Here is a 15,490-nt window from a genome sequence, read left to right as displayed (position 1 = left end):
TGTTGAAGACGGCGGTGTGGGGCAGACGGTGGTGACGAGCAGCGACGATCACCACCGGACCGCCAGGGGGAGCACCGTCGATGGCCACATCCGCGCGCCGGACGCGTCCGGTCGAGCGAAGGAGCCGCTTCGACCTGCGGTTGACCGCGATGGGCTTCGCACTGGCCGCCATCGTGCTGTTCGGCGCCGGTCTGGCCGGACGCGTGCTGCTCGACGCGGCACGGCGGCATCCGATCGCGGCGGTCGCCGTCTGTCTGATCGTCGTGCCGTTGGCCGTGGGCGCTCTGCGCGGCGGGCGCCGCTTCAGGGCCTCCAGGGCCGCGCGCCACGCCACCGCGGCGCTGACCGAGGCCGCCGAGACGGTCCTGGAGGAGGCGGCCCCCGGAGGCGATCGGGGCGCCCCGGACGGCGCCTCGGACGGCGCCCCGGCGGACGGCACCGAACGCACCGTGCGCCTCGACGGCCCGCCCCCCGGGAGGGACGGCGTGGAGCCCGGCGCGGGCACCGCCCCCGGCGCCCCCGCGGAGGCGGGGTACGCCGTCGACCACGTCGACCACGTCGACTACACCGCCCTGGAGGCCGAGGAGTTCGAGCGGGCCGTCGCGGCCCTGTGCGAGCGGGACGGCTGCCGGGAGGTGGAGGTCGTCGGCGGTGCCGGAGACCTCGGCGCGGACGTCGTGGCGACCGCGCCGGACGGGCGGCGCGTCGTCATCCAGTGCAAGCGCTACGGCGAGGCCAACAAGGTCGGCTCGCAGGACCTCCAGCGCTTCGGCGGCACCTGCTGGACCGTCCACGGGGCCCAGGTGGCGGCCGTGGTGACCACCGGCGACTTCACCGCGCCCGCCGCCGAGTACGCCGAGCGGTGCGGAATCCTGTGCCTGGACCGGTGGGCCCTGGACGCCTGGAGCCGGGGCACCGGCCCGGCGCCCTGGGAGGGAAGCCCGTCCGTCGGCCCGCCGGACGGGGAGGCGCAGACAGGACGGGACCTCTAGCGGGACGCGCCCCGGGCCCGGCGGTACGACGGGTACGCGGCGTCGCTGCGGACGATCTCCCGGCCCAGCGGCATCAGCGAGACGGGCACCATCTTGAAGTGGGCGATGCCGAACGGTATGCCGACGACCGTCAGGCAGAAGCCGACGCCCGCCGCCAGGTGTCCCAGCGTGAGCCAGATGCCGGCGAAGACCAGCCAGACGATGTTGCCCACCCCGGAGGCGACGCCCGCGCCGGGCCGTTCGACGACCGAGTAGCCGAAGGGCCACAGGGCGTAGCCGGCGATCCGGAAGCAGGCGATGCCCCAGGGGATCGTGACGACCAGCAGACAGCAGACCAGGCCCGCGACGGCGTACCCCAGGGCCAGCCAGAGGCCGGACAGGACCAGCCACAGGATGTTGAGGAGGGTCCTCACGGCCGCCCACCCGCCATCCGCTCCAGCCGGGCGATGCGCTCGTCCATCGGTGGGTGGGTGGAGAACAGCCGGGAGAGGCCGTCACCGGGCCGGAACGGGTTGGCGATCATCATGTGGCTCGCGGTCTCCAGTCGGGGTTCGGGGGGCAGTGGGAGCCGCTTGGTACCGGCGTCCAGTTTGGCCAGGGCGGAGGCCAGGGCCAGCGGGTCACCCGTGAGCCGGGAACCGGAGGCGTCCGCCTCGTACTCCCGGGAGCGGCTGACCGCGAGCCGGATCAGGGACGCGGCCAGCGGGCCCAGCAGCATGATCAGCAGCATGCCGACCAGGCCGGGCCCCTCCTCGTCGTCCGACCGGCCGATCGGGATCAGCCAGGCGAAGTTGACCAGGAACATCACCACCGAGGCCAACGCCCCCGCGACGGAGGAGACGAGGATGTCGCGGTTGTAGACGTGGCTCAGTTCGTGCCCGAGGACGCCCCGCAGCTCGCGCTCGTCGAGGATGCGCAGGATGCCGTCGGTGCAGCACACGGCCGCGTTGCGGGGATTGCGGCCGGTGGCGAAGGCGTTGGGCGCCTGGGTGGGCGAGATGTACAGGCGCGGCATGGGTTGGCGGGCCGCCGTGGACAGCTCGCGGACCATCCGGTACAGGGCCGGGGCCTCGAACTCGCTGACCGGGCGGGCGCGCATCGCGCGCAGCGCCAGTTTGTCGCTGTTCCAGTAGGCGTAGGCGTTGGTGCCGAGCGCCAGGACGACGGCGACGAGCAGTCCGGTGCGGCCGAAGAGGCTTCCGACGACGACGATGAGTGCGGACAGTCCCCCGAGTAGCAGCGCGGTCTTCAGCCCGTTGTGCCGGCGGTGCACGGTGCGCCCTCCAGGTGGTGCGGTGGGGGAACCCTCCGAGGAGCCCGGTACGGCCCCTCGCGTGGCGGTGTCTCCGCCCGGCGGCGGATTTCGGCGAACCCTCCGGAAGGGTCAACGCCACGCGAGAATGCTGGGTTCCCGACGGGCCGACGTCTAAAGCAGCACGTCGGCGGCGAAGCGCAGGAAGAGCTGGGGAGCACCCGAAAGGACGACGGCCAGGGCGGCCGCCAGGCCGACGGCGGCGGTGACCGGCCCGGCGGGGCGGGACCGGGCGCGTCCGACGACCGCGGGGACGCCGGTGTCCCCGCCGCTCCCGGCGCTCCCGGCACTCCCGGCGCTCCCGGCGCTCCCGATCGTCCCGGTGGCGGCCGCCCCGGTCGGGGCCCGGAAGAGGACGGCCGTCCACGCCAGGTAGTAGTACAGGGCGATCACGACGTTCACCGCCATCACCGACGCCAGCCAGCCCAGTCCGGCGTCCACGGCCGCCGAGAACACCGCCACCTTGGCGAACAGGCCGACGATCCCCGGCGGCAGCCCGGCCAGGCAGAGCAGGAAGAAGGCCAGGGCCAGGGCGATCGCGGGATGGGCGGAGTACAGACCGCGGTAGTCGGTGATCCGGTGCGCGGCGGCGGTGCGGCCGACGTGGACGGCGACTGCGAAGGCCCCCAGGTTCACGACGGCGTACATCAGGGCGTAGGCGACGGTCGTTCCCACGACCGCCCCCGGTTCGTCCACGTACGCCGCGGCGGCGATCGGCACCAGCAGGTAGCCGGCCTGTCCCACCGAGGACCAGGCCAGCAGCCGCACCGCGCCGTGCGCGCGCTCGGGACGCTGCCGCAGGGCGGCGACGTTCCCGGCCGTCATGGTGAGGGCCGCCAGCACGGCCGTGACCGGTCCCCACAGCCGGCCGTACGCCGGGAACGCCCCGACGGTCAGCAGGATCAGTCCGGAGAAGCCCACCGCCTTGCCGATGACGGACAGGTAGGCGGCCACCGGCAGCGGCGCGCCGACGTAGGTGTCCGGCACCCAGGAGTGGAAGGGGACCGCGGCGGTCTTGAAGGCGAAGCCGACGAGGGTGAGGACGACACCGGTGGCGGCCAGGGTGTCCAGCTCCGCGTCGACCCCGCGCAGCCCCTCGGCCACCCGGTCCAGGTGCAGCGAACCGGTGGCGGCGTAGACGAAGCTCACCCCCAGCAGGCTGACGGCGGTGGCGGTGACCGAGGAGAGGAAGAACTTCAGGGCGGCCTCCGAGGACCGCCCGTCCCCGCGACGCAGCCCGACCAGGGCGAAGGACGGCAGGGAGGCGACCTCCAGGGCCACGATCAGGGTCGCCAGGTCGCGGGCCGCGGGCAGCAACGCGGCGCCCGCCGCCGAGGCGAGCAGCAGGAACCAGTACTCGCCGGACGGCAGCGCCTCGTCCCGCACCGCCGTCATGGACAACAGCGCCACGAGCAGCGCGGCGCCGAGCACCAGGAACTGGACGGCCAGGGCGAAGGGATCGGCGACGTAGCTGCACGCCTCCGGATCGGCCGTGAGACAGAAGGTGGCCCGGTCTCCGGCCGCCAGGGGCAGCAGGGAGAGCCCCGCGAGCACGAGGACGGCCGCGGTGAGCGGACCGAGCAGCGCCTTGCGACGCTCGGGCAGGAAGAGGTCGGCGACCAGGACGGTCAGGGCGCCCAGGGCGGCGAGCGTGGGCGGGGCGATGGTGAGCCAGTCGACGGACTGGACGACCTGCTGGGCGGTCTGGACCGACGGCGCGGCCTCGACCGCCGCCGCGGCCCGGGGGGATGCCAGGGGGGACGCCAGGGGGAACGCCAGGGGGAATGCGGTCATCGGCTGACTCCCGGCAGGATGCTCTGCACGGCCGGATCGGTGAGCCCCAGCAGGAGCGCGGGCCACAGTCCGGCCAGGACGGTGAGGACGACGAGCGGTGTCCAGGCGGCGAACTCGTGCGCGTGGACGTCCGGCAGGGCGGTGCCCGGAGCGGAGGCCGCGCCCGGGGAGGGCGGCTCGCCCATGCAGACCCGGCGCACGACCACCAGCAGGTAGGCGGCGGTCAGCAGGGTTCCGAGCGCGCCGAAGGCCATGAACACCAGGTAGGCCGGCCGGCTGAGGCCGTCGGCGGGGTGGTAGGCCCCGAGCAGGGCCAGCAGCTCGCCCCAGAACCCGGCCAGTCCCGGCAGGCCGAGGGAGGCCACCGCGGCGAAGGCCAGCAGCCCGCCGAGCCGGGGGGCGCGTCCGTACAGCGCCGCGCCCCCGCGCTCGTCGGAGGCGAGCCGGTCCAGGTCGGTGGTGCCGGTGCGCTCCTTGACCGCGCCGACGAGGAAGAACAACAGGCCGGTGATCAGGCCGTGGGCGACGTTGGCGAACAGCGCCCCGTTGACGCCGGCGCGGGTCAGGGTGGCGATCCCCAGCAGCACGAAGCCCATGTGCCCCACGGAGGAGTAGGCGACGAGCCGTTTGAGGTCGCCCCCGTTGCCGCGCCGCGCGAGGAAGAGGCAGGCCAGCGATCCGTAGACGATTCCGGTGGTGGCGAAGGCGGCCAGGTAGGGGGCGAGGGTGTGGATGCCGCCGGGTGCCATGGGCAGGACGATCCGGACGAACCCGTAGGTGCCCATCTTCAGCAGCACGCCCGCCAACAGGACCGAGCCGACCGTCGGGGCGGTGGTGTGCGCGTCGGGCAGCCAACTGTGCAGCGGCCACATCGGCGTCTTGACCGCCAGGCCGATGCCGACGGCGAGGGCGGCCAGGAGCTGGGTGGCGTGGGCGACGCCCCGGCCGTGGTTCTCCGCGAGCACCGTCATGTCGAACGTGGGGCCGCCCGGCGCGCTCAGGCCGAGCAGCAGCAGCCCCAGCAGCATCACCACCGACCCCAGCAGCGTGTACAGGACGAACTTCCGCGCCGCCGCCTCCCGGCCCTCGCCGCCCCAGCGGGCGATGAGGAAGTACATCGGGATCAGGACGGTCTCGAAGGCGAGGAAGAACACCATCAGGTCCAGCGCGGCGAAGGTCGCCAGGGTGCCGGCCTCCAACAGCAGCAGGAGCGCCACGAACGCCTGGGGGCGCGGGCCTTCGGGCATGCGCCGGCAGCCGTACAGCGCGCACAGGAAGCACAGCAGCGCGGTCAGCACCACCAGCGGGAGGGAGACGCCGTCCACGCCGAAGTGGAGCCGGACGTCCAGCGCCGGGATCCAGGAGACGTCGGTCTCCGCCTGCGTGGTGCCCGGCCGGTCGTGGTCGAAGGCGGCTGCCAGCAGCAGCGCGGCGGCGAGGACGGCGCCGGTGACGGTGACGCCGTGGCGCAGCACGGCCTGCTCGGGACCCGTTCCCCTCAACCCGGGCGGTGCGGGGAGCAGGGCCGCGACCGCGCCGAGCAGCGGCACGAGGACGACGGCCAGGAGGAGGAACCGCGTCACGGTGTCGTCGAGGGGGATCACGGGTCACGCTCCGGCGGCGACGAGGGCGGCGGCCGCGGCCAGGACGACGGAGCCGGCGAGCAGGACGCCCAGGTAGGTCTGTACGTTGCCGGTCTGGGCGCGGCGCACGGCCGTGCCCAGCAACCGGACGGTGCCGCCCGCACCCCGCACGTAGGTGTCGACGACCTCGCGGTCGAGGAAGCGGACGAGCCCGGCGGCGGCCCGGACGGGGCGCACGGCGACGGCCGCGTACACCGCGTCGAGGTGGAAGCCGCGGGCGGCGTGGCGGTGCAGCGGGCCCAGCAGGACGCGGCCGGGGTCGGCGGGGTCGTCGGCCGCCGCCACGTCGCCGTGGACGGCCCGGTGGTCGCCGATCGCCTCGGCCTCGGAGACCGCCGGTTCGGCCCCGGGGTGGGCGGCGACGGCGCCGAGCGGGGCGCGGGCCGCCGCCTTCGCCCCGGTGTGCCGCCAGACGGCGTACATCACCACGGCCCCGGCGGCGGCCAGGCCGGTGCTCAGGACGGAGGTGGTGAGGGCGGGTGCCAACGAACCGCCGTCGAACCAGTCGGGCAGGGCGCCGTAGAGCAGTCCGGCGGCGAGGGTGGGACCGGCCAACAGCCACAGCACCACGTTCATGGCGGCGGGTGGACGACCGTGGTCGGGCGCCTCGGTGCCGCGGCCGTGGAACGCCAGCAGCCACAGCCGGGTGGCGTACGCGGCGGTGAGCGCGGCGGTCAGCAGCCCGGCGAGCAGCACCGTCCAGCCCACCGCCGCCGGTACGGCGTGGGGGCCCGGGACGGGGTCGAGCGCGGCGTGTTCGGCGGCGGCCAGCACGGCCTCCTTGGAGAAGAAGCCCGCGAAGGGCGGCACGGCGGCCAGCGCCAACAGGGCGACGGCCATCGTCCAGTAGGCGTCGGGGACCCGTCCGGCCAGTCCGCGCATGCGGGACATGGTGGCCAGGGAGGTGGTGCCGGCCGCGTGGACGACCACGCCCGCGGCGAGGAACAGCAACGCCTTGAACACGCCGTGCGCGAGGAGGTGGAAGACGGCCGAGCCGCGGTCCGCGACGGCCAGGGCGCCCGTCATGTAGCCGAGCTGGCCGACCGTGGAGTAGGCCAGGACGCGCTTGATGTCGTCCTGGGCGAGGGCCGCCAGCGCCGACCCCACCATGGTGACGGCGGCCAGGACGGCCAGGACGGCGAGCGCCGCGGTGGAGGCGGTGAAGACGGGCAGCAGTCGCGCGACGAAGTACACCCCGGCCGCGACCATGGTGGCGGCGTGGATCAGGGCGGAGACCGGCGTCGGACCGGCCATCGCGTCGGGCAGCCAGGTGTGGAGCGGGAACTGCGCGGACTTGCCCGCGACCCCGGCGAGCAGCAGCAGCGCGATGACGGTGGGGTGGTCGAGCTCGAAGGAGGAGAGCGGGGAGGTGAGCCGGGTGACGACGGTGCTGATCCGGAACGTTCCGGCCGCGGAGCCCAGCGCCAGGATGCCGATGAGGAAGGGCACGTCGCCGAGCTTGGTGACCAGGAACGCCTTGAGGGAGGCGGACCGGGCGGCCGCGGTGTGCCAGTAGTGGCCGACCAGGAAGTAGGAGCAGATGCCCATGACCTCCCAGCCGACCAGCAGCACGATCAGGTCGTCGCTGTAGACGACGAGCAGCATCGCGGCGGTGAACAGGGAGACCAGCGCGGCGTAGGAGGGGTAGCGGGGGTCGTCGCGCAGGTAGGCGGTGGAGTACACCTGCACGCAGGACGCGACCGCGCCGACGAGGACCGCGACGAGGACGGCGAAGCCGTCGAGGTGGAGGGCGAGTTCGATCGGCAGCGCGGCGTTGCCGGTGGGGGTGAGCCGGGTGGCGCCGGTCAGGGCGTCCCCACCGCCCTGGCGCAGGGCGACGACGGTGGCGAGCACCGCCGAGGCGATGGTGGGCAGGACGGCCAGGGGGCGTGCGTAGCCGGGGGCACGGCGGCCGAGGAGGAGCCCGGCGAGGGCACCGAGGAAGGGCAGCAGCGGGACGAGGACGGCGAGGGTCGTGGTGGTCACGCGGTGGCCTCTCCCCTGGTCGGACGCGTGTCGGCGGGAAGGTCGGCGGGAGTGTCGGCGGGATCGTCGGCGGGAAGGGCCCCGGAGGCCGCCGGCCCGCTTCCCCCCGTCCCGCCGGTCTCGGCGAGGGCGCGGAGCCGATCGAGGTGGGAGGTGCCCCGGTTGCGGTACACGAGCAGCACGATGGCGAGACCGATGCCGATCTCGGCCGCGGCGATGGTGATGGTGAAGAGGGTGAGCGCCTGCCCGGCGTGGAGCGTGTCCCGGAGCCAGACGTCGAAGGCGACGAGGTTGAGGTTGACGGCGTTGAGCATCAGCTCGACCGACATCAGCACGAGGATCGCGTTGCGCCGGGCGAGCACGCCGTACAGGCCGGTGCAGAACAGCAGCACGGCGAGGACGGCGGGATAGGCGAGGTGCATCAGCGGCCTCCCCCGCTCCGCCCACCCGTGTCCGTGGGGCCGTTCTTCCGGCGCGACAGGACGATCGCGCCGACCAGCGCGGCCAGCAGCAGCACGGAGAGGGCCTCGAAGGGCAGCACCCAGTGCCTGAAGAGGAACTCACCGGTGACCCGGGCGGTCCCCTGCGGCGCCTCGCCGTCCAGGTCGATCCAGGTGGTGCGGAAGGCGTCCACGACGACGGTGACGAGGACGGCTGCCGCCGCCACCGCCACCGTCAGGGCGACGGGGCGGTTGCCGGAGTCGGCGTCCGGCGAACGCCCGATGGGGGCTCTGGTGAGCATCAGCCCGAAGAGGAGCAGGACGACCACGGAGCCGACGTAGATCAGCACCTGCACCCAGGCGATGAACTCGGCCGAGAGCAGGAGGTACTCGACGGCGAGCCCGCCGAGCGCCACCACCAGCCACAGCGCGGCGTGGACGAGCTGCGCGCTGGTGACGGCGACGACGGCGGCACCGAGAGTGAGGGCCCCGACGAGCAGGAAGAGGATCTCCACCCCGGTGGGCGACAGGAAGCCGGGGGCGTCCGCGGCCAGCACCGCCGCGGCGCCGCTCATGCCCCACCGTCCTGTTCCCGCCGCGGCCGCTGCCGCTTCTCGGCGGCCTTGCGGGCGGCGGCGACCTCCTTGGGCTCCTCGGCGGCCGGATCGAGCGGCGGCGGGGCGGGCACCGTCCACATCCACGCGCGGAGCCTGTCCCGCTCGTGGGTGAGGTCGCGGATGTCGGTCTCGGCGTACTCGAACTCCGGTGACCAGAACAGCGCGTCGAAGGGGCAGACCTCGACGCAGATGCCGCAGTACATGCAGAGGGAGAAGTCGATGGCGAAGCGGTCCAGGACGTTGCGGCTGCGCTCGCGGCCCCCGGGGGCGGCCGGGGGCAGCGTCTCCTTGTGGGAGTCGATGTAGATGCACCAGTCCGGGCACTCGCGGGCACACAGCATGCAGACCGTGCAGTTCTCCTCGAACAGCCCGATCACCCCGCGGCTGCGGGCGGGCAGCTCGGGCTGGACGTCCGGATAGTGCGCGGTCACCGAGCGCCTGGTCATGGTGCGGAGGGTGACGGCCAGGCCCTTGGCCAGGCCGCTGCCGGGGACGGCCACTACGAGATCACCACCTTGACGACGCCGGTGAGCGCGATCTGGAACAGGGCGAGGGGCACGAGCACGGTCCAGGCGAGCCGCTGGAGCTGGTCCTCGCGCAGCCGGGGGTAGCTCACCCGCAGCCAGATGACGAGGAAGGCGAGGACGGCCGTCTTCAGCAGCGTCCACAGCCAGCCCAGGTCGTCGGCGAGGGGCCCGTGCCAGCCGCCGAGGAACAGCACCGCCGTCAGGGCGCACAGCACGACGATGCCCGCGTACTCGGCCAGCAGGAAGAGGGCGAAGCGCAGACCGGTGTACTCGGTGTACGCGCCGAAGACGAGTTCGGAGTCGGCGACGGGGGCGTCGAAGGGCGGGCGCTGGAGCTCGGCGAGCCCGGCGGTGAAGAAGACCAGGGCACCGACGATCTGCCACGGCACCCACCACCACTCGAACGCCTCCAGGATGCCGGGGAGCGAGAGCGTTCCGGCGGCCATGGCGACGGAGGCGGCCGCGAGCAGCAGCGGCAGTTCGTACGCCATCAGTTGGGCGGCCGTCCGCAGGGCTCCCAGGAGGGAGAACTTGTTGGCCGAGGCCCAACCGCCCATCAGGGAACCGAGGACGCCGACACCCATCACCGCGAGCACGAAGAAGATCCCCGCGTCGATGGCCTGGCCGACCATGCCGCCCGGCCCGACCGGGATCGCGACCAGCACCAGGAGGTACGGGACGAGGGCGACGGCGGGTGCCAGCCGGAAGACCGCGCGGTCGGCGTCCGCCGGTACGACGTCCTCCTTCTGCGCGAACTTCACTCCGTCGGCCACGAGTTGGGCCCAACCGTGGAAGCCGCCCGCGTACATCGGTCCGACGCGGCCCTGCATGTGCGCCATGACCTTGTGCTCGGTCTGGCCCACCAGCAGGGGGAGGACGAGGAAGGCGAGCAGGACGGCCAGCAGCCGCCAGGCGACGTCGAGCACGTCCATCAGGAGCCGCCTCCCGCCGCACCGTTGTCGCCGCTGCTGTCGCTGCTGTCGCGGTTGTCGCCGTCACGGCTGCTGTCGCCGTCGCCGTCGCCGTTCTCGGGGGCGTTGGCCACCGAGGCGCCCCCGCCCTCGGCGAGGGGCGTCTCGGCCCGCTCGTCGCGCTCGCGCACACGACGGGCGGCCTCGGCCGAGGTCTCGGGCGTCTCCCCGGACGGCTCCGACGGCTTGAGCCAGGGGGCGTCCGTGCCGCGCCCCGGCCCCGCCGCCCGTTGGCCGGCCGCCCCCTCCGAGGCGCCGCGCGTCCGACGGGCCGGGCGGTCCGGCCGCGCGGTCGGACCGCCCCCCGCCCGTTGACTGGCCGACCCCTCCGAGGCGCTGCGCGTCCGACGCGGCGCGGAGGTCTCGGACGAGGTCGCCTCGGCGGCGCGTTGGCTGGCGGAACCGGCGCTCGCGCTGCGCATCCGGCGCGGGCGTCGCTCGCCCGGCGCCCCCGTGGCGCCCGCGGCACGGCCGCGGGCCGGCCGCGCCGATGCCGGGGGGAGCTGTCCCTTGAGCGGCCCCCACTCGTTCGGGTCGGGCACGCCCGGCGGCAACGCCTGTCGCCGCCGCGAACCGCCCTCGGCCGACTCGCCGGGCTCCTTGGCGCCGGGCCATGCCTTGGCGACGCGGGCCGCCAGCACGAAGTCCTTCCGCAGCGGGTGCCCCTCGAAGCCCTCGGGCAGCAGCAGCGGCGCCGGATTCGGGTGACCGGTGAAGGTCACGCCGAACATCTCGTGGGTCTCCCGCTCGTGCCAGGCGGCCCCGGCGTACACCCCGGTGGCGGTGGGCAGCTCGGCCGCGTCGTGCGGCACGGTGGTGCGCACCAGCAGCCGGCGCACCGGGGTGCCCACCACGGCCAGGTGCGCGCAGACGGCGATGCCCGTGCCGGGTTCGTCCACGGCGCTCAGCCAGTCGAAGTAGGTGCAGCCCAGCTCGTCGCGCGCGACGGCCAGCGCCTCGGTCCAGCGCTCGGCCGGCACGTCGACCGTCAGCAGCTCGTACGCCTCGGCCGCGCTCGCGCCCTCGCCGAAGAGTTCCTCGGCCGGGCGCGGCAGCCATCCGGCCGTGGGCCGGGAAGGCTGGTTCGCCCCTGTCACGCGCGCTCCTCCCCCGCTGCCGGGCCCGCCGGCGGAGGTGGGGGCGGGGCGACCGGGCCGCTGGTCAGGGCAGCCCTCGACGGCGCGGACGGCGCGGACGGCGCGGCGGCGGGCCCGTAGCGTTCGGCCGCCGACTCGTGGGCGATCTTCTCCTGGAGCTTGAGGATGCCCTGGAGCAGCGCCTCGGGCCGCGGCGGGCAGCCGGGCACGTAGACGTCGACGGGGATGATCTGGTCCACCCCCTTGGTGACGGAGTACGAGTCCCAGTACGGGCCGCCGCAGTTGGAGCAGGCGCCGAAGGAGATCACGTACTTCGGTTCGGGCATCTGCTCGTACAGGCGCCGCACCGCCGGGGCCATCTTGTCGGTGACCGTGCCCGAGACGACCATCAGGTCGGCCTGGCGCGGTCCGGGCGCGAAGGGGATGACGCCCAGGCGGATGAAGTCGTGGCGGGACATCGAGGCGGCGATGAACTCGATCGCGCAACAGGCGAGCCCGAAGTTGAAGACCCACAGGCTGTAACGGCGTCCCCAGTTCAGGATCACCTTCATCGGCTCGGGGGCCAGTCGGGCCAGCGCGCCCAGCCGGCGGGGTTCCGGCAGGTCCACGGGGCGCGGGGCGTCGGGCCGGCCGGCGGACGGTCGTTCGGGGTGGGGAGTCACGTCCATGCCAGGACCCCCTTCTTCCATGCGTAGAGCAGTCCCACGGCCAGGAAGCCGAGGAAGACGAACATCTCCACCAGTGTCACCCCGCCGAATCCCGGATCGGCGAAGACCGTCGCCCAGGGGAAGAGGAAGATCGAGTCGACGGCGAAGACGACGTAGAGGAAGGCGTAGACGTAGTAACGGATCTGGGTGTGCGCCCAGCCCTCGCCGACCGGGTCCACCCCGCACTCGTACGTCAGCAGCTTCTCCGGTGTCGGCACCACCGGTCGCAGCAGCCGCCCGGCCACGAAGGCCGCGGCGACGAAGAGCACCCCGACGACCGCGGCCAGCCCGACGACCGCGTAGCCGTGGAAGTAGTCCGGCACGTCCGTCCCTCGCTCCGTGGTGTTCGCATCAACTGCGACGCTCCGTCGGAAGGGGAGTCTAGGCCCTGGCCTCCCGGCGGGGGACAGCCGCGTACCGGCCGGGGTGGGGACAGCCCCACCACGCGCCGTCCGGGAACCCCATGGCGGCGCCCCGTCCGGGCACGGCAGTGTGGACCGCATGAGCGTGAGTCCCCCGAGTCCCGCGAGCCCTCCCGGTCACGGCCGCGCGCCCCACGACGAGGGCCCCTCCCCCGCCCCCGTCGCCTCCCCGCGACACGACGGACGGATTGGACGGACCGGACGGACGGAGGGCACCGCCGGGCCCGGGGACGACTCCGGGCGGCTGCCCCCGCCCCGGGCCCCGCTCGACGCGCAGACCTGGCGGGAGGTCGCCCACCTCCTGCTCAACCTGCCGATGGACATCGTCGGCTTCGTCTACGTCAGCGTGTGGGTCTACTGCGGTGCGGTGCTGTCGGTCACGGTGGTCGGGCTGCCGCTGCTGGTGCTGGGTCTGGTCGGCTGCCGCCGGCTCGGCACGGTGGAGCGGGCCCGTGCCCGGAAGCTGCTGAGGGTGCGGATCGAGGAACCGACGCCGATCCGCCGGCGGGTGCACGGCGGCTTCTTCCCCTGGCTGTGGGCCGGTCTGAAGGACCCGGTCGGCTGGCGGCACGCGCTCTACTCCGGTGTCCGCCTCCCCTGGGGAGTGACGACCTTCACCGTCACTCTCGTCGCCCTCGTCGTCGCCTGGCCCGTCCTGCCCTGGCTGGCGCGCGGGCTGAGCCACGTGGACCGGGCCATGGTCCGCACCCTGCTGTCGCCCTCGGACGAGCTGGAGAAGCGCATCGCGGAGTTGGAGTCGGATCGGCGGACGGTGACCGACACCGCCTCCGCCGACCTGCGCCGCATCGAACGCGACCTCCACGACGGCGCCCAGGCCCGCCTGGTCGCCCTCGCCATGGAACTCGGCCTGGCCAAGGAGAAACTCCTCGAAGACCCCCAGACCGCCGCCAAAATGGTCGACGAAGCCCACGACGAGGTGAAACTCGCCCTCGCCGAACTCCGCGACCTCGCCCGCGGCATCCACCCCGCCATCCTCACCGACCGCGGCCTCGGCCCCGCCCTGTCCAACCTCGCCGCCCGCTGCACCGTCCCCACCACCATCACCGTCGACCTCACCACCCGCCCCGCACCCGCCATCGAAGGCATCGCCTACTTCACCACCTCCGAACTCCTCCAGAACACCAGCAAACACAGCCACGCCACCCACGCCACCGTCGACGTCTGGCACACCGACCACCACCTCCTCATCCAGGTCGCCGACAACGGCCGCGGCGGCGCCACCACCGACCACGGCACCGGACTGGCCGGACTCGCCGAACGCCTCGACTCCGTCGACGGACTCCTCCTCATCGACTCCCCCACCGGCGGACCCACCACCATCACCGCCCGCCTCCCCTGGCGCGACCCCACCCCCTGACCCCCGACCACACCACCCACCGGGTGGGGAAAACCCCCGGACAGGACGCCGACACGCTCCATGGCCCGCCCTCCCGCCACGGCCGATCCTGGAGGGGACGGTCCGCGCTCCCGCGGACCGCGACCGTCCTCTCCCGGCCGCAGACCACAGAACGGATGGCCCCATGACAGCCACCCACGACGCCTCGGTGCTCCACCGGTCCCGGGTCCCCGCGGTGCTGCGCGTGCCCTTCGAGGGCCGCGCCTGGCGGGAGTTCCTGTACGTCCTGTTCGGCCTGCCGGTCGCCGTGGCGGGCTTCGTCCTCGCCGTCACCCTGACCACGACCGGCCTCGGTCTGCTGATCACCTTCCTCGGTGTACCGCTGTTGGCCCTCGCCCTCGCGGTCTTCCGGTCCCTGGGCGCCCTGGAGCGGGCCCGCGCCCGAGCGCTGCTGGGACTGCGGGTCCCGGAGCCCGAGCCGGTCATGGCCGGGCGGAGCGGCGGGGGCGCGATGGCCTGGGTGTGGGCGCTGCTGCGGAGCGGTACGTCGTGGCGGCACCTGCTGTACGCGTTCCTCCACTTCCCCTGGGCGCTGTTCTCCTTCTGTGTGGCGCTGCCCCTGTGGGTGTCCGGCTGGGGGACGCTGACGTACCCGCTGTGGTTCTGGGTCCTCCCCACCTACACCGACCAGCCGGGCATCCAGTTGTACGGCGACGGGCAGGGCCGCGGCTGGTACCTGGACGCCCCCGCCGAGGTCCTTCTCACCTCGGCCGTCGGCCTGCTGCTCGTGCTGTTCACGCCGTGGATCGTGCGGGGGCTGACCGGCGTGGACAGGGTGCTGGTCCAGGGGCTGCTCGGACCGTCGCGCCTGGCCGACCGGATGCGGGAGTTGGAGTCGGATCGGCGGACGGTGACCGACACCGCCTCCGCCGACCTGCGCCGCATCGAACGCGACCTCCACGACGGCGCCCAGGCCCGCCTGGTCGCCCTCGCCATGGAACTCGGCCTGGCCAAGGAGAAACTCCTCGAAGACCCCCAGACCGCCGCCAAAATGGTCGACGAAGCCCACGACGAGGTGAAACTCGCCCTCGCCGAACTCCGCGACCTCGCCCGCGGCATCCACCCCGCCATCCTCACCGACCGCGGCCTCGGCCCCGCCCTGTCCAACCTCGCCGCCCGCTGCACCGTCCCCACCACCATCACCGTCGACCTCACCACCCGCCCCGCACCCGCCATCGAAGGCATCGCCTACTTCACCACCTCCGAACTCCTCCAGAACACCAGCAAACACAGCCACGCCACCCACGCCACCGTCGACGTCTGGCACACCGACCACCACCTCCTCATCCAGGTCGCCGACAACGGCCGCGGCGGCGCCACCACCGACCACGGCACCGGACTGGCCGGACTCGCCGAACGCCTCGACTCCGTCGACGGACTCCTCCTCATCGACTCCCCCACCGGCGGACCCACCACCATCACCGCCCGCCTCCCCTGGCGCGACCCCACCCCCTGACCCCCGACCACACCACCCACCGACGGCCGTGACCCGTGTCGCGCCGGAGCCGGTTCCTGGGATGCTGGTACCGGACCGGACGGCATCGAGACACGGGGGAGCGCGGATC

15 protein-coding genes are annotated in these 15,490 nt (G+C 73.8%); 3 read left to right on the top strand and 12 right to left on the bottom strand.

The genetic code is table 11. The annotated features are described in order from the left end of the window. Positions 1-80: 80 nt before the first annotated feature. Positions 81-992 (top strand): restriction endonuclease, encoded by a 912-nt coding sequence (locus F0L17_RS15615; RefSeq protein WP_155071557.1) that lies wholly within the window; start codon positions 81-83, stop codon positions 990-992. Here F0L17_RS15615 and F0L17_RS15610 read toward each other — a convergent pair. From F0L17_RS15610 to F0L17_RS15555, 12 genes are all read right to left on the bottom strand, one after another. Beyond that, positions 989-1,405 (bottom strand): YccF domain-containing protein, encoded by a 417-nt coding sequence (locus F0L17_RS15610; protein ID WP_162466255.1) that lies wholly within the window; start codon positions 1,403-1,405, stop codon positions 989-991. The genes F0L17_RS15615 and F0L17_RS15610 overlap by 4 nt on opposite strands. Next, entirely contained in the window at positions 1,402-2,265 is an 864-nt protein-coding gene (htpX, locus tag F0L17_RS15605; protein ID WP_162466254.1) for a zinc metalloprotease HtpX, read from the bottom strand. Before htpX ends, F0L17_RS15610 begins: the two co-directional genes overlap by 4 nt. 153 nt (positions 2,266-2,418) lie before the next feature. Then, the gene (locus F0L17_RS15600; RefSeq protein ID WP_155071556.1) at positions 2,419-4,098 is read right to left on the bottom strand and encodes an NADH-quinone oxidoreductase subunit N; all 1,680 of its coding nucleotides are present in this window, start codon (positions 4,096-4,098) and stop codon (positions 2,419-2,421) included. Next, positions 4,095-5,702 carry an NADH-quinone oxidoreductase subunit M gene (locus tag F0L17_RS15595; protein WP_162466253.1) on the bottom strand — a complete coding sequence of 536 codons (1,608 nt, stop codon included), beginning with the start codon at positions 5,700-5,702 and terminating at the stop codon, positions 4,095-4,097. The genes F0L17_RS15600 and F0L17_RS15595 overlap by 4 nt, the downstream gene beginning before the upstream one ends. 3 nt (positions 5,703-5,705) lie before the next feature. Next, positions 5,706-7,727, bottom strand: a complete 2,022-nt coding sequence (locus F0L17_RS15590) for an NADH-quinone oxidoreductase subunit L (RefSeq protein ID WP_162466252.1) — start codon at positions 7,725-7,727, stop codon at positions 5,706-5,708. Further along, positions 7,724-8,149, bottom strand: a complete 426-nt coding sequence (nuoK, locus tag F0L17_RS15585) for an NADH-quinone oxidoreductase subunit NuoK (protein ID WP_155071555.1) — start codon at positions 8,147-8,149, stop codon at positions 7,724-7,726. The genes F0L17_RS15590 and nuoK overlap by 4 nt, the downstream gene beginning before the upstream one ends. Further along, a complete protein-coding gene (locus tag F0L17_RS15580) occupies positions 8,149-8,742 on the bottom strand; it encodes an NADH-quinone oxidoreductase subunit J family protein (protein WP_155071554.1) in 594 nt (197 codons plus the stop codon). The genes nuoK and F0L17_RS15580 overlap by 1 nt, the downstream gene beginning before the upstream one ends. Further along, entirely contained in the window at positions 8,739-9,230 is a 492-nt protein-coding gene (locus F0L17_RS15575; RefSeq protein ID WP_155073695.1) for a 4Fe-4S binding protein, read from the bottom strand. The genes F0L17_RS15580 and F0L17_RS15575 overlap by 4 nt, the downstream gene beginning before the upstream one ends. 53 nt (positions 9,231-9,283) lie before the next feature. Next, a complete protein-coding gene (locus tag F0L17_RS15570) occupies positions 9,284-10,246 on the bottom strand; it encodes a complex I subunit 1/NuoH family protein (protein ID WP_155071553.1) in 963 nt (320 codons plus the stop codon). Then, the gene (locus F0L17_RS15565; protein ID WP_162466251.1) at positions 10,243-11,379 is read right to left on the bottom strand and encodes an NADH-quinone oxidoreductase subunit C; all 1,137 of its coding nucleotides are present in this window, start codon (positions 11,377-11,379) and stop codon (positions 10,243-10,245) included. Before F0L17_RS15565 ends, F0L17_RS15570 begins: the two co-directional genes overlap by 4 nt. Then, positions 11,376-12,047 carry an NADH-quinone oxidoreductase subunit B gene (locus tag F0L17_RS15560; protein ID WP_155071552.1) on the bottom strand — a complete coding sequence of 224 codons (672 nt, stop codon included), beginning with the start codon at positions 12,045-12,047 and terminating at the stop codon, positions 11,376-11,378. Before F0L17_RS15560 ends, F0L17_RS15565 begins: the two co-directional genes overlap by 4 nt. Beyond that, complete coding sequence (locus F0L17_RS15555) at positions 12,038-12,409, bottom strand: NADH-quinone oxidoreductase subunit A (protein WP_162466250.1); 372 nt, start codon at positions 12,407-12,409, stop codon at positions 12,038-12,040. The genes F0L17_RS15560 and F0L17_RS15555 overlap by 10 nt, the downstream gene beginning before the upstream one ends. Before the next feature lie 178 nt (positions 12,410-12,587). On the opposite strand from F0L17_RS15555, the gene F0L17_RS15550 reads away from it, so the two are divergent. Both F0L17_RS15550 and F0L17_RS15545 read left to right on the top strand, forming a co-directional pair. Then, a complete protein-coding gene (locus F0L17_RS15550; protein ID WP_155071551.1) occupies positions 12,588-13,886 on the top strand; it encodes a sensor histidine kinase in 1,299 nt (432 codons plus the stop codon). A 163-nt stretch (positions 13,887-14,049) separates the two neighbouring features. Next, the gene (locus tag F0L17_RS15545) at positions 14,050-15,381 is read left to right on the top strand and encodes a sensor histidine kinase (protein WP_155071550.1); all 1,332 of its coding nucleotides are present in this window, start codon (positions 14,050-14,052) and stop codon (positions 15,379-15,381) included. Positions 15,382-15,490 lie beyond the last annotated feature (109 nt).

It is taken from the genome of Streptomyces taklimakanensis (assembly GCF_009709575.1).
Lineage (GTDB): Bacteria > Actinomycetota > Actinomycetes > Streptomycetales > Streptomycetaceae > Streptomyces > Streptomyces taklimakanensis.
This window is presented reverse-complemented; position numbering and strand designations above follow the sequence as displayed.